Source organism: Azovibrio restrictus DSM 23866 (assembly GCF_000429665.1).
Lineage (GTDB): Bacteria > Pseudomonadota > Gammaproteobacteria > Burkholderiales > Rhodocyclaceae > Azovibrio > Azovibrio restrictus.
This window is the reverse complement of sequence record NZ_AUCH01000017.1, coordinates 108,282-130,624: the sequence shown is the minus strand read 5'-3', so window position 1 is coordinate 130,624 and position 22,343 is coordinate 108,282. Positions and strand designations below refer to the sequence as shown.

At 66.4% G+C, this 22,343-nt stretch carries 19 protein-coding genes; 4 read left to right on the top strand and 15 right to left on the bottom strand.

What is annotated here, in order from left to right:
* The first annotated feature begins 107 nt into the window (after nucleotides 1-107).
* Together G474_RS23510 and G474_RS20995 are read left to right on the top strand one after the other, a co-directional pair.
* The gene (locus tag G474_RS23510; protein WP_156919279.1) at nucleotides 108-617 is read left to right on the top strand and encodes a hypothetical protein; all 510 of its coding nucleotides are present in this window, start codon (nucleotides 108-110) and stop codon (nucleotides 615-617) included.
* 481 nt (nucleotides 618-1,098) lie between these two features.
* On the top strand, nucleotides 1,099-3,204 hold the full coding sequence (locus G474_RS20995; protein ID WP_043464586.1) for an EAL domain-containing protein: 2,106 nt from the start codon (nucleotides 1,099-1,101) through the stop codon (nucleotides 3,202-3,204).
* Nucleotides 3,205-3,219: 15 nt separating this feature from the next.
* Here G474_RS20995 and G474_RS0114695 read toward each other — a convergent pair whose 3' ends face one another.
* Nucleotides 3,220-4,887, bottom strand: coding sequence for an ABC-F family ATP-binding cassette domain-containing protein (locus tag G474_RS0114695; protein WP_026687642.1), 1,668 nt, complete (start codon nucleotides 4,885-4,887; stop codon nucleotides 3,220-3,222).
* 234 nt (nucleotides 4,888-5,121) lie between these two features.
* On the opposite strand from G474_RS0114695, the gene G474_RS0114690 reads away from it, so the two are divergent.
* Nucleotides 5,122-5,595: a hypothetical protein gene (locus tag G474_RS0114690; protein ID WP_026687641.1), complete on the top strand. Its 474-nt coding sequence runs from the start codon at nucleotides 5,122-5,124 to the stop codon at nucleotides 5,593-5,595.
* 24 nt (nucleotides 5,596-5,619) lie between these two features.
* A complete protein-coding gene (locus G474_RS20990) occupies nucleotides 5,620-6,168 on the top strand; it encodes a DUF2628 domain-containing protein (protein WP_051282325.1) in 549 nt (182 codons plus the stop codon).
* A gap of 4 nt (nucleotides 6,169-6,172) precedes the next feature.
* Here G474_RS20990 and G474_RS20985 read toward each other — a convergent pair whose 3' ends face one another.
* From G474_RS20985 to pbpC, 14 genes are all read right to left on the bottom strand, one after another.
* Complete coding sequence (locus G474_RS20985) at nucleotides 6,173-6,541, bottom strand: RNA-binding S4 domain-containing protein (protein ID WP_051282324.1); 369 nt, start codon at nucleotides 6,539-6,541, stop codon at nucleotides 6,173-6,175.
* Between the two features lie 3 nt (nucleotides 6,542-6,544).
* Nucleotides 6,545-6,940, bottom strand: coding sequence for a hypothetical protein (locus tag G474_RS22205; protein ID WP_051282323.1), 396 nt, complete (start codon nucleotides 6,938-6,940; stop codon nucleotides 6,545-6,547).
* Complete coding sequence (locus G474_RS0114675) at nucleotides 6,940-7,557, bottom strand: RcnB family protein (protein ID WP_026687640.1); 618 nt, start codon at nucleotides 7,555-7,557, stop codon at nucleotides 6,940-6,942. The genes G474_RS22205 and G474_RS0114675 overlap by 1 nt, the downstream gene beginning before the upstream one ends.
* 99 nt (nucleotides 7,558-7,656) lie before the next feature.
* Nucleotides 7,657-8,016: a NifB/NifX family molybdenum-iron cluster-binding protein gene (locus G474_RS0114670; protein WP_026687639.1), complete on the bottom strand. Its 360-nt coding sequence runs from the start codon at nucleotides 8,014-8,016 to the stop codon at nucleotides 7,657-7,659.
* A gap of 78 nt (nucleotides 8,017-8,094) precedes the next feature.
* Nucleotides 8,095-8,916 (bottom strand): magnesium transporter CorA family protein, encoded by an 822-nt coding sequence (locus tag G474_RS20980; protein ID WP_211228122.1) that lies wholly within the window; start codon nucleotides 8,914-8,916, stop codon nucleotides 8,095-8,097.
* Nucleotides 8,917-8,926: 10 nt separating this feature from the next.
* The gene (locus G474_RS0114660) at nucleotides 8,927-9,625 is read right to left on the bottom strand and encodes a phospholipase D-like domain-containing protein (protein WP_043464584.1); all 699 of its coding nucleotides are present in this window, start codon (nucleotides 9,623-9,625) and stop codon (nucleotides 8,927-8,929) included.
* Nucleotides 9,622-14,919, bottom strand: coding sequence for a DNA repair ATPase (locus G474_RS20975; RefSeq protein ID WP_051282322.1), 5,298 nt, complete (start codon nucleotides 14,917-14,919; stop codon nucleotides 9,622-9,624). The genes G474_RS0114660 and G474_RS20975 overlap by 4 nt, the downstream gene beginning before the upstream one ends.
* Before the next feature lie 33 nt (nucleotides 14,920-14,952).
* The gene (locus G474_RS20970) at nucleotides 14,953-15,516 is read right to left on the bottom strand and encodes a TFIIB-type zinc ribbon-containing protein (protein WP_156919278.1); all 564 of its coding nucleotides are present in this window, start codon (nucleotides 15,514-15,516) and stop codon (nucleotides 14,953-14,955) included.
* Nucleotides 15,517-15,519: 3 nt separating this feature from the next.
* On the bottom strand, nucleotides 15,520-17,622 hold the full coding sequence (locus G474_RS0114645) for a flotillin family protein (protein ID WP_026687637.1): 2,103 nt from the start codon (nucleotides 17,620-17,622) through the stop codon (nucleotides 15,520-15,522).
* A gap of 58 nt (nucleotides 17,623-17,680) precedes the next feature.
* Entirely contained in the window at nucleotides 17,681-18,322 is a 642-nt protein-coding gene (locus tag G474_RS0114640; RefSeq protein ID WP_026687636.1) for a hypothetical protein, read from the bottom strand.
* A 6-nt stretch (nucleotides 18,323-18,328) separates the two neighbouring features.
* Nucleotides 18,329-18,670, bottom strand: coding sequence for a hypothetical protein (locus tag G474_RS0114635; RefSeq protein ID WP_026687635.1), 342 nt, complete (start codon nucleotides 18,668-18,670; stop codon nucleotides 18,329-18,331).
* Nucleotides 18,667-19,389: a PspA/IM30 family protein gene (locus G474_RS0114630; RefSeq protein ID WP_026687634.1), complete on the bottom strand. Its 723-nt coding sequence runs from the start codon at nucleotides 19,387-19,389 to the stop codon at nucleotides 18,667-18,669. Before G474_RS0114630 ends, G474_RS0114635 begins: the two co-directional genes overlap by 4 nt.
* Nucleotides 19,390-19,401: 12 nt before the next feature.
* Nucleotides 19,402-19,815 carry a YjfI family protein gene (locus G474_RS0114625; RefSeq protein WP_211228121.1) on the bottom strand — a complete coding sequence of 138 codons (414 nt, stop codon included), beginning with the start codon at nucleotides 19,813-19,815 and terminating at the stop codon, nucleotides 19,402-19,404.
* Between the two features lie 195 nt (nucleotides 19,816-20,010).
* Nucleotides 20,011-22,338, bottom strand: a complete 2,328-nt coding sequence (gene pbpC / locus G474_RS0114620) for a penicillin-binding protein 1C (protein WP_043464582.1) — start codon at nucleotides 22,336-22,338, stop codon at nucleotides 20,011-20,013.
* Nucleotides 22,339-22,343: the final 5 nt, after the last annotated feature.

Sequence of the window (22,343 nt, the reverse complement as noted above, 5' to 3'; positions counted from 1 at the left end):
TTCCTCCCGAAAATTAGGTTCTATCTTTCAGACCCAAGTCTGCCCGCTTTCCCGCATCACGCCAAGGGCGCGGACTTTCTCACCATCCTGTTAGGTGCTAAATCCACATGACCTCAGTGCGCCCATATATCTTCACCCTTTCTATTGCATTCAGTTGGGGTTTCTGTGCCTACGCTATGGCTAACGAGAGCATTCCGTCGCACTGCAAAGAAAATGAAGTCGCGTTTTTCAATGCTCGATTTGAGTCAAAAATTGCCTCGCTATGCGGCGATCAGAAAACTGAGCCTTTGAAGAAAATGATTTATCGATATGGTGCCATTGGAAAAATCGAAATCAACTTGGTGGCTTCCACCCAAAACAAGGCTGGTATCGTTTTGCAATCTGACGGCGCATCACATACTGGCCTAGCCTCTATACGCTTTTACAAGCTGCCTTACGCGTACGAGGTTAGTGAAGGGCTGGGAATGACAACGGGTGTTCGCCTCACGATTTTCAAAAACGAAAAACCAGTTGCCAGTTTCAAATCCGAAGAATATGAATCTAGGCTAGTCGAAATCAATTTTGATAAGGTGTCATCCCCAATCTTCCAGCGTGCCAGCCCGCTCCAACCATGGTAGCCATTAACCCGATAAACACCCTGTTTCCTCAAAGTTAGTGTTGTAAGTCATTGATTAAGCAGACCCCGGGCTTTTAAGGAATGAGGTTTTTCGAGGTGCCCAGACTTCAACCCCAGCCAGCCATCAGACTGAAAACTGGCGGGTTTGCGTAGAAGACCCGAAAAGAAAATTGTGTGCTATTCAGCTCTATAGCCAGGAACATGCCGTAGCTCTTGTCGAGGCCAATTGGCCGCAGAACGATATCGGCAAGATTCATCCAAGATGGCTGCAGGCACACAGCATGACGCCGGTTTCCCCTTCCGCTGGTTCCGCTGTTATGCTTCGGTCCTGATGCGTCGGGGGCGCCGGGCTGGGTTTGCCTGGCTGGAACCAGGGCTGTAGTGGCCCGGGCTGCCGGGATGGAGGGGGTTTCCTGATGCCGACGTGAAGCCGGTGTTGCTTGTGCAGCGGCGGGCGGATGTTTTACCGGAGGTGGGGGAAGGTGACGGGTTATTTCAGGGCGCGGACGGAACGCTGGCTTCTTTCCCTGCGGGATGGGTTTGTCTCCCTGCTGCCCCTGACCATGTTCGGCGTGGTTGCCATGCTGTTGCAGCACTTTCCCTACCAGCCCTATCTGTCTTTCCTGAACAGCCTGTTCGGCCCCGGCTGGCGGGATGTGCTGGAACGGGCCGTGGCGGCCAGTCATGGGGTGTTCGGGCTGGCCCTTTCCGTGGTGGTGGCCGTGCATCTGAACGGCCGTCTGTCCCTGCTGAGCGATGAGGACGACACCCCCTCGCCCCTGATGGTGGGCCTCTCCACCCTGATCAATTTCATGATCTGCGTGCTGTACGCCCCGGAAAAAGATGGCGGCTTTGGCTACGAGGCCATGCTGCTGGGCATTCTGGTGGGGATCGCTTCGGCCGAACTGCTGCACTGGGCGGCCCGGCAGCGCTGGCTGACCTTGGTGACGGTTCCCCTGGATGCGGACAAGATGCTCTACCAGGCCCTGCGCCTGAGCCTGCCGGTCTTCTTTTGTGGCGCCTTGTTCATGCTGGCCAACGGGCTCCTGCGGCAGTTGCCGGTCACCTACCACCCCCTGGCGGCGTTTGCCGAATGGGCGGAGCTCCAGTCTTTCGGGGATGTCCTGGCCACGTCCATGGCGACCCTGGTGAATCATGTGTTCTGGTTCATCGGGGTGCACGGGGGACATGTGCTGGATGCCTACGGCAGCGACCTGTTCAGTCCTGCCGAGCACCCCCCCGGCAGCGGCCTGGCCTGGCGGCCCTTGTTCGATGCCTTCGTGCTCCTGGGCGGAGCGGGTTCCACCCTGGGGCTGGTGTTTGCCATCTGGTATGCGGTGCCCCATGGTTCCCAGCGCCGGATCGCCATGCTCGGGCTGTTCCCCTCCATCTTCAACATCAACGAGATCATCCTGTTCGGCCTGCCGGTGGTGCTTTCTCCCATCTACGTCCTGCCCTTCGTGATGGTGCCCCTGGCGCTGGCGGCCCTGACCCTGCTGGCCCTGCAGGTGGGATTCATCCAGTTGCAGCCGGCGGGCATTCCCTGGACCACTCCGCCCCTCATTTCCGGCTGGCTGCTGAGCGGTTCATGGCGGGGGGCGGCCCTGCAGGCTGTGGGTATCGTCCTCAGTACCCTGTTCTACCTGCCCTTTGTGCGCCTTGCCGAGGCGGAGCGCAAACACCATCAGGAAGAGGTGTACCGCAAGGCCCTGGCCCTGATCCAGGCGGAAACGCCCAGCCGCGACCGGATCACCCGGCGGCGTGACGAGGTGGGGCGCATGGCCAGAAAGCTGCTGGATGAACTGCGGGCCGGCATAGACCAGGGCCAGCTGAGCCTGCTGTACCAGCCCAAGCATGATCGCAACGGCGTCCTGGTGAGCCTGGAGGCGCTGATCTGCTGGCACAGCCCCAACCACGGACGGATTCCCGCCGCAGTGGCCGTGAACCTGGCAGAAGAAGGGGGCTGCATCGACCGGCTGGGGGATTGGGTGATGCGTGAGGCCTGTGCCTGCAAGGCGCGCTGGAATGCCCTGGGCCATGGATACCTGTCCCTGGCCATCAATGTCTCCCCCACCCAGCTGGGGGCGGCGGATTTCGCGCCGCGCCTGGCGGCCCTGCTCCAGCACCATGGTCTGGCCAGCCATGAAATCGAGATCGAGATCACCGAGTCCGAGGCCATTCCTGACGAAAAGGGTACCAATGCCACCTTGCAGGCCCTGGAAAACCTGGGGGTGCTGCTGTCCATGGACGATTTCGGCATGGGCTACTCGTCCCTGCTGCACCTGCGCCGCTTCGACATCCACGCCATCAAGATCGACGGTTCCCTGACCCGGGATGTCCTCAGCAACAGCACCAACGCCGACATCATCCGGGCCATCACTTCCCTGGGCAAGGCGCGCAATGTGGAGATCGTGGCCGAGTTCGTGGAAACCGGGCCCCAGCGGGACGCCCTGCTGGCCATGGGCTGCGACCTGTTCCAGGGCCATTTCCACAGCCCGCCCCTGGCGGAGGCGGACTGCCTGCCCTACTTCGAGCGCCAGGGGGCCTGCGCCCGCCTGGCCGCCGACGCCCCTGCCCTGCCCTCCTGAAGCGCCCGCCCTGTCTCAGCGGCCCCCGGCGGCCTCGTCCCGGGAACGCTTGGCCTCTTCCAGCAGGTAACGCTGGTAATCGTCCAGGTCCCCGTCGAAGGGGGAAATGCCGCCCCGGGAGACCAGCCAGAATTCGTCGCACACGGAACGCAGCAGGGCCCGGTCGTGGCTCACCAGCATCACCGTGCCTTCGAATTCGTTCAGGGCCACGCTCAGGGCTTCCCGGGTGGCCAGGTCCAGGTGGTTGGTGGGCTCATCCAGAAGCAGCAGGTTGGGCCGCTGCCAGACCAGCATGCACAGCACCAGCCGGGCTTTTTCGCCGCCGCTCATGGTGCCCACAGCCTGCTTCACCATGTCGCCGCTGAAGTTGAAGGTGCCGAGGAAGTTGCGCAGATCCTGCTCCCGGCCCGCCACGTAACCGCTGCGGCCGGCGGCAATGGTGTCCTTGGCGAGGCGGATCATGTGTTCCAGAGGCGTGTCCTGGGGGCGCAGCACGTCCAGTTCCTGCTGGGCGAAGTAGCCGATGTTGAGACCCTTGCCCTCGGTGACTTCCCCGTGCAGGGCCTGCAGGTCCCGGGCGATGGTCTTCACCAGGGTGGATTTGCCCTGGCCGTTGGCGCCCAGGATGCCGATGCGCTGGCCGGCCTGGACCGAGCGGTTGATGCCGCGCACGATGGTGGTCGGGGGCGTACCGGCCGGGGCATCCTCGGGAGGCGGGTAGCCGATGCTCACCTCCACCAGGGAGAGCATGGGGTTGGGCAGGTTCAGGGGTTCCTGGAATTCGAAGGTGAATTCGGCGTCGGCCAGCACCGGGGCGATCTTCTCCATGCGCTCCAGGGCCTTGACCCGGCTCTGGGCCTGCTTGGCCTTGCTGGCCTTGGCCTTGAAGCGGTCAATGAACTTCTTCAGGTGGGCAATCTTGTCCGCCTGCTTGGCCAGGGCCGCCTGCTGCAGTTCCATCTGCTCGGCGCGCATGTCCTCGAACTTGCTGTAGTTGCCGCCGTAGCGCACCAGCCGGGTGTTGTCGATGTGCAGGGTGACGCCGGTGATGGCATCCAGGAATTCCCGGTCGTGGCTGATGACGATCAGGGTGCCGGCGTAGCGCTTCAACCAGGCTTCAAGCCAGACCAGGGCGTCCAGGTCCAGGTGGTTGGTGGGCTCGTCCAGGAGCAGCAGGTCCGAGGGGCACATCAGGGCCCGGGCCAGTTGCAGGCGCATGCGCCAGCCGCCGGAAAAGCTGTTCACCGGCTGGTACAGCTCGCTGACCCGGAAACCCAGGCCGAGGATCAGGGCCTGGGCCCGGGCTTCGGCATCGTGGGCCCCCGCGTCGTGCAGGGCGATGTAGGCCTCGGCCATGCGCATGCCGTCCTCGCTGGCCTCGGCCGCATCCACCTCCCGCTGGGCGGCCAGGAGCCGGGTGTCGCCGGCCACAACGAAGTCGGTGGCGCTCTCCTCGGTCTCGGGCATGTCCTGGGCCACTTGGGCCATGCGCCACTGCTTGGGGATCGAATAGTCGCCCCCGTCCTCATGCAGGCTGCCGTTCAGGAGTCCGAACAGGGTGGATTTGCCCGCCCCGTTGCGCCCCACCAGGCCGACCTTTTCGCCGGGGTTAAGGGTGACGGAAGCGCTGTTGAGCAGCACCTTGCTGCCACGGCGCAAGGTGACGTTCTTGAGGGAGATCATGGGCGGGACTTTCTTGAAGGTTGCGCATGATAGCCACCCGGGCTCCGGCCAACCAGGGAAACTTTGCCCACCCCGGCCGTTTCCGCTTGCCGGCCCCGGACCTGAGCTGGCTTGCATTTATCTTAATGGAATAGTTCAATACCATCCGCATCAAATCCGGATGCCCTGCACCCGGCTGCCGCCATGAGCCCCAGCCACCCCGTTCATCCTCCCCGAGCACTGCTCCCTACACCCATGAAAACCTTCTATCTGCTCCTCACCGCCCTGTTCATCACCCTTGCCGGCTGCAGCAAGGATCCCGTCGTGGCCGATCTGGAAGCCTTCCATGCCCTGGACAAGGCTGAAGGCATGACCACGACCATAGCCAAGAGCCGCAACCTGCAGCAGCAGCTGCGCCTGGCCCGGGAGCCTGAGGAGCAGGTGAAGCTGTTCAAGGAAATCGCCAGCAACATGAAAAGCTACACCCAGGCGCTGGACGGCTTCGAAGCCCGCTCCCCGGAAGTCAAGGCGATGGTGGATAGCGCCAAGCGCGGCCTGAGCATGGTCATCGAAGCTTGCGAACTAGCCGGGCCGGCCATCACGGCCGCAGACCAGGTCAAGCTCAACGCGGCCATGAAGCTGATGAACGACGGGGCCCAGCTGGTCAACGGCCTGCAGAAGGACTATGTGCGCCTGGCCAAGGAAAAGAACTTCAAACCCTCCCGCTGATTTTTAACTGGAAAGTTTCTTCCCATGACCCAATGCAAACAATGCGGCGGCACCCTTGCCCTCGCCAACCAGGCCTGCCCTTCCTGCGGCACCTCCGACAACGCCGGCCAGGCAGCTGCCAGCGCCATTGATAGTCCCGAAGTCCGGGCTTTCGTGGGCGCCAAGCATGATTATTACCGGGAGAAGTGGGAGACCATGGCCCGCAAGAACAACCAGATCAGCTGGAACTGGGCCGCCTTCTTTCTCGGGATGTTCTGGCTGGCCTACCGCAAGATGTACCGTTACACGGCCTTGATGTTCGGGCTGATCCTCCTGCTGGTGATCGTCGAGCTGATATTCGACATCAACACCAATGGCGGCAACATAGGCGTAGCCGTGGTGTTCGGCATGCTGGGCAACAGCTGGTACCGGGAGCATGTCCTGAAGCAGGTGACTCTGGTCTCCGCCGTCACGCCCCCGGGGCTGCTGGAAAGTGAGCTGGAGGCCCGGGGCAGCACTTCCTACGGGGCGGCCTTCGGCACCCTCGGGGGCTTGCTGGCCGTGTTGTTCCTAATCGCACAGGTGCTGGGCTGAGGCTTCAGCCGCTGCGGAAGGATTCCAGCCGACGCCGGTCCCGCTTGGTGGGGCGGCCCCGCTGCTCCGCCAGGGGCTCCGGGGCCAGCTTCTTCAGTTCCTGCTGGCGCAGGCGGGCCTCCCGGCCGGCTTCCGTTTCCTGATACAGGCCCTGGGCCTCCACCGCCGGCCGGCGCTGCTCACAGAGCCCTTGGACCACCACTTCCCAGAGCTGCTCGGCGGCCCGGATCTGCAGCAGATCCCCCACCTTCACTTCCTTGGCTGGCTTGACCACGACGCCATTCACCCTGACCCGGGAAGCCCCGATGGCTTCGCAGGCCAGGCCCCGGGTTTTGAAGAAACGGGCAGCCCACAACCATTTGTCCAGACGCATGCCTTACTCCTGGGGCCGGCTGCCCGGGGCAGCGGTTTCGCCCCGGGCCCTGGCGATCAGCTGCCCCAGTTCCAGCTTCTGCCCGGCATCGAGCTTGTCTATGCTCCGGCGCCAGCCGTAGCTGCGGTAGTAGTCCCGCACGTACTGCCAACCCAGGGGACCATAGGCGTCCACCTGGGCCCGGAGCTTGGGTACCGCCTTGACCACGGAGCGGAACTGCTCCCACTCCAGGGACTGGAGCTGGCGTTCCAGCGCCTTGCTGCTCTGGGGCGTGGCCGTTTCCTGCGGAGCCTCTTCCCGGGCCTCTTCCTCCGCACCCTGGGTGGCTGCGAACGGCACCAGGCTGAGGCAGGCTGCCAGCAGCCAGGCCCGGCCACGAAGTTTTCCGGACGACGCCATCACAGATCCCCCAGGTCTTCGATGGCATCCACCACCATGCCGGTGCCAATGGCAATCAGCAGGATGTCGGCGCCTATCCGCACATAGCGGTGGTGGGCGGGAGGCTGTCCGAGGCGGATGACCAGGGAAGACGGCAGCTCGTAGTAGATCACCTCCCTGGGCAGGGGCCGGCCTACCACCCATACCCGCTCATGGCCCGGGGGGACGCAGCCGTTGTGCTTCCTGGCGAGCCCCGGAGGGCAGCGGCCGGAGCGGAACTGGGTGGTGTAATAGTCGCGGATGACCACCCGCTGATCGCCGTGGAAGCGGTAGCTCTCCCCATGGACCTGGGGACCGGGGCCCGGGGGCGGGCTGCGCCGTTTGTCCCTGGAGGGCTCCCCGCCGCGCTGATCGTATTTGTCCCGCTTGTCCTGTTTTTCCTGGCCCCAGGGTGCGTCCCGGCTATTCCTGTCATCGCCCCTGTCGCTACCCCTGTCATGTCCCTTGCCGCGGGCCTCCCCGTGTTTGTCGGGGCCTCCGGCAAAATCGGGTTTGTCCGCCAGGGCGGGGCCTGCTGCCAGCCCCAGGGCAAGTAGCAGCAGGGGCAGCAGGGATTTCTTGGGGTGACGGGGGGGCATGGGGAATTCCTCCGGAACAGGGCTCATGAAAACAGTCGGGCCAGCTTATTCCAGCTTCGTCTGACGGGGGGCAAGCATTTGCAACAAACTGCAAAGGGCTCAGGCTCTGCCCCGGTCCTGATACCAGTTCTGCAGGGCCGTATCCACCTGCGCGTAGGGGTAATCGTCCACGGCCTGGATGCCGGCCCGCTCCAGGCGTTCCCGGGGGCCCTCGCCGATCCGGGCCACGAACAGGGCGCTGCAGTCGGCCAGGGCGCGCAGGATCACCTCCCGTTTGTCCTCGTCTCCGTAGCCTCCCTGACAATAGTGTTCGACCTGGCGTTCCTCCAGGTACACCACCCCAGCAGGGCCAAGCTGGTACACGTGGAAGGCATCCGCGTGGCCGAAGTGCTCATTGATCTGCTGCCTGTCCTTGCTGGCGACGGCCACCCGCATTTCCTTCTGCTCCGTATCCGACATGCTGAACCTCCTGTGCTTGATCATGGCCGCACCGGCAGCAAGATCGATACCAGCCGGAGCAGCCGCCGGGCACAAAGCTCAGCGGCTGCCGGGAGAACGGCCCAGACCCTTGCTTCCCTTGCCCGGGGATGTCTTTTTACCCAGGGGTTTGCCCGCTCCCTGAGCCGGCCGCCCCGTTTTTGCCGGGGAGACCCAGCCCCTGGCCATCAGGCCCAGCCCCAGACCGGCCAGGAAGATGCCCCAGAACACGAAGGCGGGCGTGAATTCCAGGCCGCTTTTGAGGTTCATGCCAAACAGGGTGGCCACGGTCATGAGCGGCAGGGTCCAGGCGGCCAGGATGTTGAGCTTGTACTGGGCCTGCTGGCTTTCCAGGGCGGCCTGGACCTGGGCTTCGGCCTGGCGGGCGAGCTGGTAGTCCAGGGCCAGGCGGGCGTTGGCCAGCAGCAGCTCCAGGGCCCGGGCGATATCCACCGCCCGGTCCCGGCAGGTGATCAGGAAGGCGTCCTGACGCTCCGCCTCCCGGGCGGCCTGAAGGGCTTCCTTCATGTTACCGGCGGCCCGGGCCAGGGGAATGCCCCGGTCCAGGATGTGGAACAGCGCATCGGCCCCTGCGGCCTTCTCCAGCCCGGCTTCCAGGGCCGCCAGGGCAGCCCGGTAGCCGTCCAGCAGCTGGCCCAGGGCGTGTTCGCCCTGGGCGTTTCCCTGGTAGAGCCAGCGGCCGTCGGGCTGACGCAGGAACACCGCGGCCTCCCGCTCCATCAGGCTGTCCCCCGGGGGCTGGTGCAGGATCAGCAGCAGCTGCCCGGCTTCCTGGATGATGCGCTGGGAGCCGTAGCTCTCGTGCCCCAGGCGGGCTTCGATGGCGGCGGGCAGTTTCCAGTTGTAGCTGGCGCGTTTCATGGGCGGACTCCTAGAGTTGCTGCCAGAGGCTTTCAAAGCGGGCGGAAAACTGGCGCACCAGTTCAGGATCGTTGCTCACCACCAGGTTCTCCTCGTTGCTGTCGCTGGCGCTGCGGGTCCAGTTGAAGCTGCCGTTCAGGAGCCATTCCCCGTCCACCAGGGCGAACTTGTGGTGCATGTGGGCCGAGGTCCGGTCCAGGCGTACCTGGGCCCCGGCTTCTTCCAGGCGCTCCACGTCGCTGCCGCTGTCCAGGGTCTTGTCGTTGTCGCTGATCAGGCGCACCGGCAGACCCCGCTCCAGGAGGGCCAGGATCTCGGCGCTGATGCGGTCGTCGGAGATGGTGAACACGCAGATATCCACCTGGCGCCGGGCCCGGCGCAGGTGCTGGCGGACGGCTTCGAGGCAGGCATTGCCGGGGCTGAAATAGGCCCGGGTCTGCAGGCGGGCGACGCTGGCGCCGCCCCCGTCCAGAGTCTTCACCACCCCTTCCAGCCAGTGCACCAGATCGGCGGCCCCGGCCTCTCCCTGCACCAGGCGCTGGCGCACCAGTTCAAAGGCCCGGTTGCGCAGCCGCCGGCGGATCTCGTCCCCGGGCCGGCTGCCTTCCAGGGCCTGGGCCAGGGCATGTTTCTCCGCCTCGCTCAGGCGGGCATCGGCCAGGCTTTCCTGGAGCTGCAGCAGCAGGGGTTCGGCCTGGAGTGCTTTCATGACTTCTTGCGACCGGGGCCACCCTCCCTGGGGGCCGCCGGGGTTTCTGCCTCGGGGTTGAGCTTGCTCACGTAGGCGGAAACCTTCTTCATCTCCTCCCACAGGGAATGGTCCATCTTGAGCTTGTGGTAGGTGGCCGTGACCAGGGGCAGGAGCACCCGCTCGTAGGATTTGTTCATGCCCTCCAGGAAGCCGGTGAACTGGCTCAGGTCTGCCGGGGCTACCTGGATCGTGGGCTGGATGGGCGGCAGGGGCGGGGCTTCACCCGGTTCGAGCCGGGCCAGGCCAGCTTCCAGACGGGCCAGGCCCTCGCGGATGCTGGCGCCCAGTTCCTCGCCGGGTTTCAAGCCATCCACGGCCCGGGCCACGTCCAGCAGGGTGGCGGCGATGCGGGTGCTGCCGTCCTGGTCCTCGCCCCCCAGCTTGCGCCGCCGCACGAATTCCTCCCGGATCGCCTGCCAGCGGGCCTGCTCCTCGGGCGTGGGGCGGCCCAGCAGGTGGGCGAGCTTGAGCAGGTTTTCCTCGGCGCCGGTGGTCAGGGTCTGGGCCTCGCCCCGGTAGTGGTCCCGGAGCAAGGCGTCCAGCTCCTCGTCGCGCATCAGGGGCGTGATCTTGGCAGCCAGCTTGCTCATGTTGCGGTAGCTGCCCTGGAGCTTGAACGGGGGTTCGGTGCGATAGGCTTCCTGCTGGGCCGCTGAGGCGATGTAGGCGAGATTGACCTGGAGCAGCAGGTCCCGGGCCTTGAACAGGCGCTGCAGCAGCTCCCGCAGTTCCTCCAGTTCCACGGCGCTGTAGCCATGGGCGAAGGCGCTGCCGGGGATATCCTCCCCTTCCGCCAGGCGCACCAGCAGCTGCACGTCCTTGGGGTCCCGGGCAGCCAGGGGCTGCAGCACCGGGTTGGCGGTCAGGCTGTTCTCGATGTAGGAGAGGGAGAACAGGGCCTCCCGGCCCGAGAGCACGTCGCCCAGGTTGTAGATGTCGGCCCGGTTGGCGAGCATGTCGGGAATCTTGAACACATCGCCGGATTCCGTGTAGGGGTTGCCCGCCATCACCACGGCAAAGCGCTTGCCGCGCAGGTCGTAGCTCCTGGTCTCGCCGTTCCAGACCCCTTCGATACGGCGGGTACCGTCGGCCAGGGCGATGAATTTCTGCAGGAATTCCGGGTTGGTGTGCTGGATGTCGTCCAGGTAGAGCATCACGTTGTTGCCCATGGCCAGCCCCAGGTTGAGCTTTTCCAGCTCCTGGCGGGCGGCTCCGTGGCGGGCATTGGCCGGGTCCAGGTCGGTGACCCCGTGCCCCAGGGCCGGGCAGTTGATGCGCACGAAAATGAGCCCGAGGCGGTCGGCCACGTATTCCATCAGGGTGGTCTTGCCGTAACCCGGGGGCGAGATCAGCAGCAGGAGGCCCATGCGGTCGGTGCGGTTGCCGGCCCCGACGGTGCCGATCTGCTTGGCCAGGTTGTCACCGACGATGGGCAGGTACACCTCGTCGATCAGGCGGTTGCGCACGAAGGACGACAGGGGCTTGGCCTGGAACTGCTCCAGGCGCAGGCGGGCCTTTTCTCCGGCCACCAGTTCCTGGCGCAGGGCCTGGAGTGCCGTGTAGGCGGGCACCACGGTGCGGATATGGGCTTCGAAGCGCTGCCAGAAGTCGTTCAGATTGAGCTGCAGGCTGCCCTGCTCCAGGCGCGGATGCTCTCCCAGCAGGCCTTCCAGACGCTGGTCCAGGCGCACGTTGAGGCGCTGGCGCGGCATGGGCACGGTCAACAGGGCCGCTGCCTCGTCCACCCAGGCCAGGGCCTCGGGGGCGCCGCTGGCGGCATAGGCCCCGACCCAGTCCCGGGCCAGACGCCAGCGTTCAGCAGGAGGGGCCGCTTCCATATCCCGCTGCCAGTCGGTCAGACCACCCTTGCGCTCCAGATCCCGCTGCAGGGCGGCGGCCAGGTCCTCCCCGGCGCCGGACACCACCCAGGCTTCCCCGCCCGGCTCCGCCAGCTGGCGCACCAGGTAGGCGGCGGCCCGGGCTGCCAGTACCGGCAGCTGGGCCCGGGTGCGTCCCAGGGCGCCGTCGGCTTCCGGGGCAAACTCCAGGGCGAATTTTTCCAGGGCGGCAGCGCATTCGCCTTCCAGCCGCTCCAGGCCTTCCCGGGCAGCGAACAGCTGCTGCATCTGCCGGGCCGCCCGGGCCCGGCGCTGCAAGGATTCCCGCTCCGCCACGAAACCCCCGTGCTGCCAGTACAGCAGCGCCAGGGCCCGTTCCGTGGGCCCCCAGGCCAGGAGGCCGGCGGCCGACTGCATGGCGGCCAGGGCGCTGAGCAGGTTCAGGGCGTCCTCGTCGTGCACACCTTTCTGGTAGCCCTCCCGGTAGCGGCTGGCGGCTTCCCGGCGCACCCACTCCAGCAGCTGGCTGCGGCCTTCCGGCCCGGCTGCCACCCGGGCTTCCAGGGTGGCCCAATCCAGCTCCCCTGCCCCGTCCAGGGCCTGTTGCAGCAGGCAGCCGGCCAGGTATTCGGCCCGGTACAGCTGCGCCGTTTCGGACGGCAGGGCCAGGTCCCACCAGGGCCGGTAGGCTTCCAGGCGGGCATCTGCCAGGGGGGCGAAGTAGTCGGTGCCGGTCAGGTGGTAGGCGAGCCCGCCCTCCCGGGGCACCAGGGTCAGGTCCAGGGCCTGGGTGCTGACGGTGAAGGCGTGCCGACCCAGGCGCAGGCCGTCGGCGCTGGCCAGCTCCTTTTTGTCGCGGACGCTGCGGATGGCCTGGTCCCGGGCCGTCTTGAGACGGGTTTCCAGATCGTCGGCGGCCACCCCGGCGCCCAGGCCGCGCAGGTCCTCCACCAGCTTGCGCAGTTTGGCCAGCAGGGGGTCGGCGGCAAAGTAGCTGTGCACCTGGGCCAGTTCGTCCAGCTGGGCCACCCGGCGTGGCACCCCGTCCAGAATGCGGCTGCCCGCCTCCAGCAAGCCCTGGGCCCGGCGCTGCTGGGCTTCGAGCAGGGTCTGACGGCGGCCGGACAGGGCTTCGTAGACGTTTTCCCGCTTGGCGGCGATGTCGGCGAGGAAATCCTCCTGTTCGGCGAAGCGGCCTTCCAGTTCTTCGAGCTGGGCGAGCAGCCGGGTCAGGGCTTCGTCGCATTTTTCCGGGGTGTCGGCAAATTCCAGGGCGTTTTCGACGCTCTGGCCAAAGAGCTTGAACTGGGCGCCGAATTCGGCGGCGGCCTCGGCGCTGCCCAGGCTCTTCCTGCAGTTGCGGGTTTCGGCCCGGAGCCGGTTCAGGTCCCCGTACAGGGTGGATATCCGGTCCAGGATGGCGGTGCGGCTGACCGCATCGCCGCCGGGCAGGCTGCCCAGCTGTTCGGTGAGCAGGTCCAGGCCGGCGGCCGCCTCGTCCAGGCGTTCGAGCAGCTGCCCCAGGACCAGGCTGGTGCCTGCGGCGGGCAGCTGGGCGGCCACCTGATCCAGATTCTGGCGGTAGCTGTCGAAGGCCTTGGCGCCCCCGAGGAACTGCAGGGCCCGCTCGCCGATGCGCTGCTGTTCCTGGGCCAGCTCCCCGTCCATGGCTTCGATGCGCGGCAGGTCCGCGTAGCGCAGCTCCTTGAGCAGGTGCAGTTGTCCGCGCCGCTCCCGCAGGCGGCCCAGGGCCTTGATGAAGTCGTCGGGCTGGTGCCAGAGCATGCCGGCCACCTCGGCCAGCAGCTGCTGTTGTTCCGCTTCGGCCCGGGCCAGGGCCTGGGCGGTTTCCCGGCGGATGCTGTCCACCTTCTCGAACTCGGCCAGGGTGGCCCGGGCGCCGTCGGCAATGGCCTTGACCTCGGCGGCGAGTTGGCCAGCCTCGGCTTCCGCCAGCCAGAAATAGGCGTCCAGGACCCGGTTGCACTGGCGGATCAGGTCCTCGTAGGCCACCCGGGAGGGGGCTTGTTCCCGCACCGCCCGGGCAATACCCATCAGTTCGGCGATGCCGCGCACCAGGGCGGCGTTGCCGATACGTCCGAAGAAGCCCTGGCCCTGGTTCAGGTGGGCCATTTCCTCGCTGGCAAAGGGGGTCTGCCAGAGCTGCATGGGATGGACCCGGGTGGGCTCGGCCCCGTCGGCGGTGAACACCAGGATGCGGCCGTCGGGGAAGCGGGCGTAGCCGTTGCCCAGCAGGGGCGCGCCCAGGGTCTTCTCGATCAGGTTGTAGCCGAACAGGGCGTAATGGCCGGAACCGGGCTGGTAGAACACGTAGAGCACGTCTTCCCCGTTGGGGGAGCGCACCATGCGCTTGAAACGCAGGCTGGCGAGCATGGCTTCGGGCAGGTCGAAACGCTTGTATTCCCCGGACTGCAGGTAATAGCCGCCGGGAAAGATGATGCCCTGGTCCTCGGGCAGCTGGACGCAGGAGACGCCGATGGCGTCGATGCGCTCCACCTGCCGGGTGCGGCTGTTGAACACCAGGTAGCGGGTTTCCTGCTCCCGGTAGGGACGGATCTTGAGCAGGATCAGCAGCCCCAGGCGGGCGTAGGCGATTTCCGCGTCGGCCAGGGCCTGGTTCTTGTCCTCCACCGGTTCGCTGTAGACCCCGAGGCCGCTCTCGGTGTTGTTTTCCACCTTGACCGTCAGGTCGCCGCCTATGGTTTCCACGAACACCGTGTCGAGGATGTTCACGTGCGGATGGCGGCCGCCCACGTGGTCTTCCCGGGTGGTAGGGGTCCATTCGAAGTCGTGGCTGGGTGGCAGGGCCATGTCCCGCTCGCCCCGGTTGTCCAGGTAGCTGATGCTGCCGTCCGGCCCCAGAGTCCAGCGGAACACCCGCAGGTCGTGCAGCTGCTGGCCGATCTGGAAGGCCGCCAGGAGCTTGTCCTGGGTGACCCGGAGCTGCAGCAGGCTAGCCTGCTTGTAGTAGGCGTACAGCTCGCGGAAGTCGGCGGCAAAGCGGCTGTCTTCCAGGAAGCTGCCGGCCAGGGGCTGGGCTTCCAGCTCGCCGCCGGCCTGGTCGGAGAGCCGGTACAGGGCGAACACGTCGCCCACCGCCGTCTCCTTCTTCAGCCCCATGAAAACGTTGTAGCCGAACAGCAGCTGGTCGCCGATGCGGACGATGTCCCGGGCGACGCAGTTGTTTTCGGTGCGGGCCGTGGCACGCAGGATCAGGGCCTGCTCGGAGCGGCCGAACTCGGTCAGCCGGGCCTGGTTCAGGGCCTGGGTCTTCTGCAGCAGGGTTTCCCCCTGGCTGGAGAGGCGCTGTTTCAGGAGGTCGTAACTGCTGCTGTCGGCCACCATGGCTTCGGTGGCGTCGGCAGGCGGCACAGGGGTGTCGGGTGTATGCATGGGTCAGGAATCTCGCTTGGCGGCAGGCGCCGCTCAGATGGGATCGCCGTTCAGGAGGGCCAGCAGTTCCCGCCGCTGGGGATGGTCCTGCAGCCAGGCCTGGATGCGCAGCAGCTCATCGACGCTGGCATCACCCAGGCGCTGGCGCAGGGCCTGGCGCCGCCGTGCGCCGGCTTCCAGGGCCTGCAGGCGGCGTTGCCAGGGCTCGGAGAGGATCAGCTCCAGATGTTCCGCCGCCCCCAGCTGGGCCAGGGCCTCCCATTCCCCGCCATCCAGGACCAGGCGCTGGCAGGGAGCGCAGCGGTCCAGGTGGAAGTCGGGATGGGTGCCGGCCCGGTAGCGGCCCATGGGGCGGCCACAGGCGGCGCACAGACGGACCTGGCGGGTGCCCAGGTGCTCCGCCACCGGGGTGCCTATCCACTGTTCCGGCGTCGGAGCGGGCCCGGCTTGGCGGCCCGCCAGCCAGCGCCGGTAGTCCTCCAGCTCCAGGCTCAGGGCGCCGCAGTCAGGGCAGGCCTGGGCGAACAGGCCCGGCAGCAGCTCCCGGGGCTGCAACCGGGGGCTTCCCGGGCAGTCGCAGTGCAGGGGCGCGGCCATGGCTTACTTGCGCAGGCCGTCCAGCAGGCTCTTCAGGGCCGCCTTCTGGCCATCGTCCCCATCCTGCATGACCTTGGTGAGCAGGGCTGCCACGGAGAGGTTCTGCAGCTCCCCGGAAGCGCCGCCCAGGGCCCCGACGATGTCGCGCAGGTCGCCCACCATGTCCCGTTCGCCGCTCAGATGATCCTTCAGGGCCACCTGCAGGGTGTTGCTCTTGGCGATGGCGCCGTCGATGCCCTTGCCCACGGCCAGGGCATTCACGAAGCGTTCGAAGTAGTCTCCTTCGCCGCCGACGATGTCGATGCGGGCATTGCCCAGGGCCGTGGACAGCACTTCGGCCTGTTCCCGGGCGATGGAGGTTTGGGCCTCGATGGCTTTCAGGGTGACTTCCTGGGCGTTTTCCAGGCGCATGCGGAATTCCTCGTGGGCCCGGGTGTCCGGGCTCATGGCCTTCATGGCCTCGAACTTCTCACGCAGGCCCTTGGCCTCGGCCTGGAAGCGGGCTTCGATCACCTGGGCATCGGCCTGACCGGCTGCCACGGTGGCGGCCGCATCGGCGCTGCGCACGTGCACATTGGCAAGTCCCAGCTTTTCCTTGCCTTCCGCTTCGGCTTCCAGCTTGGCCTTCAGGGCTTCCGCCTCGGCCGTGCCGAACTTGGCCACGGCTTCCGCGTCGGCGATCTTCACCTTGGCATCCACCATGCCCTGCTTCTCGGTGGCGTCCGCCGTGGCGATCATCACCCTGGCCTGGGCCAGGCCTTCTGCCGCCGCCAGGGCTTCCTTGCCCTCGGCTTCCCGCTTCTTGGCCTCGGCGTCCTTCTCGGCCACCTTCAGCTTGGCTTCCGCCAGGGTCAGCTCCTCGGCGGCCTTGTGCCGGGCCTTGCGTTCCTGGGCTTCGGCGGCCTTCACTTCCAGCACCAGCTTTTCCTCAGCCTGGCCTTCGGCGCTGATCACCACGGACTTCCTGGTCCGGTCGGCTTCTGCCACCACCCGCACTTCCTTGATGGCTTCTTCCTGTTCGGCCACCGTGCGCTCGACGATGACCCGCTCCCGGACCACGTCGGCAATGGCCTTCTTCTGCACTTCGATGGCCTTTTCCTTGTCGATGCGCTGCAGGGCCACTTCCTTTTCCCGGTCCACGATCTCCAGCTCCCGGGCCCGGGTGACTTTTTCTTCTTCGATGGCCACGGCCCGCATGCGGTTGTTCTCGGCCACTTCCTTTTCCCGCAGCACGTTTTCCTGCTGCACGGAGATGGCCTGCTCGGCCAGCAGCCGGGCCAGTTCCGACTTGGTCTTTTCCTCGGCCTGGATCTTGGCGGTCTCAGCCTCTTCCCGGGCCCGCACGGAGGCCACTTCCCGCTGCTGCTTGGCGGTGGCGTCGGCCTGCTGCCGCTCCAGCTCCAGCAGGGCTTCCTGGGTTTCCACGTCCTTCTTCTTGATCTGCATTTCCTCGTTGCGGCGCAGTTCGTTGGTCCGCACGTGTTCCACCGCCGTCAGCTCGGTGATCTTCTTGATCCCCTGGGCGTCCAGGATGTTGTTGGAATCGAGCTTGTGCAGGGGGGTCTGTTCCAGGTAGTCGATGGCCGCGTCTTCCAGGACGTAGCCGGACAGGTCATCGCCGATCTGGCGGATGATTTCGTCGCGGAAATGGTCCCGGGCCTGGTAGAGGTCCACGAAGTCCAGGGACTTGCCTACGGTCTTCAGGGCTTCGGAGAACTTGGCGGAGAACAGCTCCTCCAGGATTTCCGGGCTGGAGGCCCGCTCGCAGCCTATGCCCTGGGCCACCTTGAGCACGTCCTCGGCGGTCTTGTTCACCCGCACGAAGAACTTCACCTTGATGTCGGCCCGGATGTTGTCCTTGCAGATCAGCCCCTCGTTGCCGGTCCGGTCGATTTCTATGGTCTTCAGGGAGATGTCCATCATCTCGGCCTTGTGGATGATGGGGTACACCATCCGCCCGGTGAAGGTGACCTCCGGCTCCGAGCGCAGGGTGTTGACGATCATCGCGTAGCCCTGCTCCACCTTGCGGTAGAACTTGGCGAACATGGCCAGCATCCCGAAGATGAAGACGGCCAGAACGCCTACGGCGATCAGTATCGGTTCCATGAAATCTCCCTTGTGATTGATTGTGAAGTGATGTTGCGTCCGGCCGGTGGGGGCCGGGTCAGGTTTCGGTTTCCGGGACGATCAGGTAGCGCTGGCGCTCCGGATCGTATTCGACGATGCGGGCCAGGCTGCCCTTGCCCAGTTGATTGGGTTCATCGGCCCAGACGGAAATGTTCACCCCGGCGCCCCGGGTGCTCACTTCGGCCCGGCCGAAGCTCTGGTCCACCCGGGTGGTGAGCACCTTGCAGGTACGGCCCACCAGGGCCTGGTTGGAGATGGCGTTGTGGGTGACGAACAGGCCCCGCAGGGGACGGATCAGCCGCGCCGTGACCGGCAGGGCCAGCACCGGGCAGAGCAGCAGCACCCCAGTGCCGGCCACCAGGGTGAGCACGGTGGTGGGCACCAGGGGCAGCAGCCACATGCCCAGCAGGCAGCTCAGGGTCCAGGAGATCAGCACCATCAGGCTGACGACGATGGAGAAAGGCACTCCGTTGATGCCCAGGGCCACCAGATAGCTGGCCAGGGTGCCCAGGTCCCCCACGTCGGCGTCGGCCTGCAGCTCGCTTTCCAGCTCGATGCCGCCGGACTCGAAATCCACCAGCCCGACCATGGCCAGTAGCCAGTAAAACAGCACCAGCCCCAGGAGGGCCGTGTAGATCATGGTGGGGTAGGCAAGCGCCGCGTCAATGAAGCTGATCATGGAGGTTCAGACCTGTGTCTCGGATTTTCGGGTTTCGGCAAAGTGGATCAGTTCCAGGGTCACCTGCTCCTTGATGGCCAGCCGGTCATCGGCGGCCAGCCCGTAACGCTGGGCCAGCAGCTCGTAATCGGCCGGGGCCAGGGACACCGTGAGCCGGGGCCGCTTGGGCCGGCTGGCGGTGCTCAGCCCCAGGAGGGCGCGGATCTGGTCCGAGGTGGAGCGGTTCTCCTCGAAAGCGGCCCGGCGCACGGCCTCCAGCACCGCCTCCTCCACGTCGAAGGCCACCTGGACGGCCCGGATGGCATCGTCGGAACTCTGCCAGCGGGCCGGTTTGCGGGCGGCGTTCATTCGCCCTTCTCGGCCGTCTCCTGGGCCGCTGCGGCCCGTTTGGCCTTGATCCGCTCCAGGGCCTTGCGCCCCCGGTCGCCATAGTTGCCGATGCCGGCTTCGGCCAGCTTGGCTTCCAGGGCCTTGTGTCCCAGCTCCTTGTCCAGGGCCTCGGCGGCCTGCATCCGGTCAGCCAGGTCCTCGTGGCGCTGCTTGATGCGCTCCAGGGACTGGCGGGCATCCAGCAGCTTGGAGCCGCTGCTGCCTATGGTGTCGGAGATGCTGCGGGTGGCCCGGTACACGCTCTCGGTGGTCTTGGCCATGGCGATTTCCCGCTCGTGCTCGCGAATCCTGGCTTCGGCCGACTTGATCATGTCCTTCAGCTTGACCACCTGCACCGCATAGGCCGCGTGCGCCTTGCTCTGCTCTTCCAGTTCCAGTTCCAGGGCGCCGACCCGGCCGGCCACTTCCTCGGCCAGACCTTCCTGACTCTTCTCCAGGGCCTCCAGGGCCAGGCCCTCGTAGCGCTCGACTTCCTTTTTCAGCCGCTCGATTTCCCGGGCGCTCTGCATTTCCTTGGCCATCACCCCCGTCAGGCTGGCCCGGGCCTCGTCGATGCTGTGCTTGGCATCGAGGATTTCCTGCTCGTAGATGCGGGTGGCGTTGGCGTCCAGGACGCTTTCACTGATCTCCCGGGCGCTACCGCGCAGCAGGGTCATCATCTTCCTGATTACCGACATGATCTGATCTCCTTATTTCAAGAATTCCGACAGGGCGTCCAGGGCATCCAGGGCGTTGTCGCTCAGGGCGACGATGTCCTGGGCCACGTCCTCCACCCGGGCATTGCGGGCCAGGGCACCGAACAGGACGTAGCGGTCGCCCACCCGGCCAAAGGAAGAAAGAGGCACCGAAGGGTTCAGGTCGAGCATGGTTTCCAGCATTTCCATGCGGCGCCCGGGCTGAACCTCGGCCTCGGCCCAGAGGTAGCACATGCAGAGAATCTGGGTATCGGAACAGGTCACGAAGATGGGCAGTTCTTCCCGCCCCTCGATGCTGACCTGGATCACCGGCACTTCGCCGGGGATGGGCTGGAGTTGCACCATCACCCCGCCCATCTGCTGGGCCGTGATCGTGTCCAATCCCTTCAGTTGCGCTTTCAGTGTCACTTTTGCTTCCTCCCTTGGATGAGCTGGCATGCAGCGGTCACGGCTCCAGATTAGTCAGCGGGACATATCATGTCAAGACATTTTATGTCGGATTTTTATCGAGCCCCGGATGATTCCGTGTGGGTCAGGCGATGAGCACGTCATTGTACGGATATGCCCCTGGCCCGGGAAAATTTCCGGCGCCGCCAATAGAGCTCAGCGCACGCTCAGGCTGACCCGGTCGTGACGGCCCTGGTCATCCATGGCGGTGATGTCGTACCGGCCCGGCTGCTCCAGGCGCTGGGCGTAGCCGGCCCGGGCCGGGCGGCGTCCCATGTTGCGGCCGTTGACCAGCCAGATCACCTCCCCTTCCGTCTTGCCGCGCACCTCCAGGCGGATCAGCGGCGCCTCATCCTTGACCGTGCGCCGCAGCACCTCGCCGGTGCTGGCACCGACGATCTTCAGGCCGCCTTCCGGGCTGCCGTGCCCGGCGCAGGCCGGCAGCCAGGCCGGGGCCAGGGCCCGCTCGCGCACATCGGGGGACAGCCAGGGTTCCAGCACAGCCGGCCAGCGGGCGATCTGCCGTTGCTCCAGGGGCCCGGCAAAACAGTCGGGCAGGGCCCGCCGGCCGCTGGCCGGGTCCACCTGCAGCGCCAGGCGGGGTTCCCCGCCCCGCAGCCGGTCGGCGAAGGTGGGCGGCGCCCCGCCATTGAGGGTCCAGGCCAGACGGGCCACATGGCAATGCTCCCCGGGCGTGGTCGACTCCCGCGTGCCCAGGGGCCAGCAGATCCGCTCCTGCTGCACCTCCGGCGGTGGCTGGCGCTGGCTGCCGGGTTGGGGGTCGATGGCGTCGAAGATGTCCACCAGCAGCGGCGCCGCCACGTTGGCACCGAAGAATCCCGGGTTGGGAGTGCCATCCGGCCGGCCCACCCAGACGCCTACCGTGTACCGGTCCGACACCCCGATCGACCAGGCATCCCGGAAGCCGAAGCTGGTCCCGGTCTTCCAGGCGATGCCCCGTTTCAGGCCGGCCCCGGTTTCCAGGGCCCGACCCATGGGGCCGCCGGACTCGAGAATGTCGCGGATGATGAACGCCGCTCCCGGCGACAGCAGACGCTGCTCCTCCAGGGGGTCTTCCGGGGTGAACCGGGGCCGCCCGGCCAGCCCCTGGCGGGCCAGGGCCCGGTAGGCGCCCACCAGCTGCTCCAGGCTGGTGCCGGCGCCCCCCAGGATCACCGCAAGGTTGGGCTCCGCCCCCCGGGGAAAGTCCAGCTTCAGGCCGCCCCGGCGCAGCAAGGCGACGAAATGGGCCGGCCCCAGGCGTTCCAGCACTTCCACGGCCGGCACATTGAGGGATTTGACCAGGGCTTCGGTAACGCTCACCGGGCCGTGGAAGGATTGCTGGAAATTACCCGGCTGATAGCCGGAGAAGGATTGCGGCACGTCCGCCAGGAGGGACTCGGAATGGATCAGTCCCTCATCCAGGGCCAGCCCGTACAGGAAGGGCTTCAGGGTGGAACCCGGGGAACGGGAGGCCTGGACCATGTCCACGTGGCTGAAGCGCTGGTCGTCGCCGAAGTCCGCCGAACCCGCGTAGGCCCGCACTTCCAGCGTGGTGTTGTCCATCACCAGGGCCGCCATGGAGACCCGCGGAGGCAGGCCCCGGATGCGGTCCGCCAGCAGCAGTTCCACGGTCTGCTGGGCCTGGACGTCGATGCTGGTATCGATGCGGATGCGCCCCTCCGCCTGCCGTTTCAGGCGCTGGGCAAACAGGGGCGCCAGCAGGGGCTCCTTGAGGGTCTGGGCATAAGGGGGCTCGCTCAGGGCATCCTCGATGTCCTGCGCTGCCCAAGTGTCTCCCATGCGTGCCAGTACCTTGTCCCGGGCCCGGCGGGCCCGCTCGGGGTGCCGGTCGGGCCGGTACAGGCTGGGGGCCTGGGGCAGCACCGCCAGGAGCGCCGCTTCCGCATGGCTGAGGCGGTTGGCGGGCTTGCCCAGGTAGGCCCGGCTGGCGGCCTCCACGCCTTCCAGGACCCCGCCCATGGGAGCGTAATTCACGTAGAGCCCGAGAATTTCCGCCTTGGAGTAGCGCCATTCCAGCTGCAGGGCTCGCAGCATCTGCCGGAACTTGCCCCCCAGGGTACGGGGCATGGGCTCGAGGATGCGCGCCACCTGCATGGTCAGGGTGGAGCCGCCGGAGACGATGCGCCCGTGGCGCAGCCACTGCCAGGCGGCCCGGGCCAGGGCCAGGGGATTGATGCCCGGATGCCAGTAGAAGGCCCGATCCTCGTAACGCACCAGGGCTTCCAGATAGCGGGGCGAGACCTGCTCCAGGGTCACCGGGTGGCGCCAGATATGGTTACGGTCGGGAAAGGCCCGCAGGGGCGTGCCGTCCCGGGCCACCACCAGCAGGGCCCGGGGCGAGTCGCGGCCGGGCACCGGGGGCGGATAGAGGCGGTCGAGCAGCAGCAGCCCCAGGATCAGGGCCAGGCTGCCGCCTACCAGAAAGCGCCAGGGGCGCGGCAAGGCTTGCCAGCGGCGCAAACCGG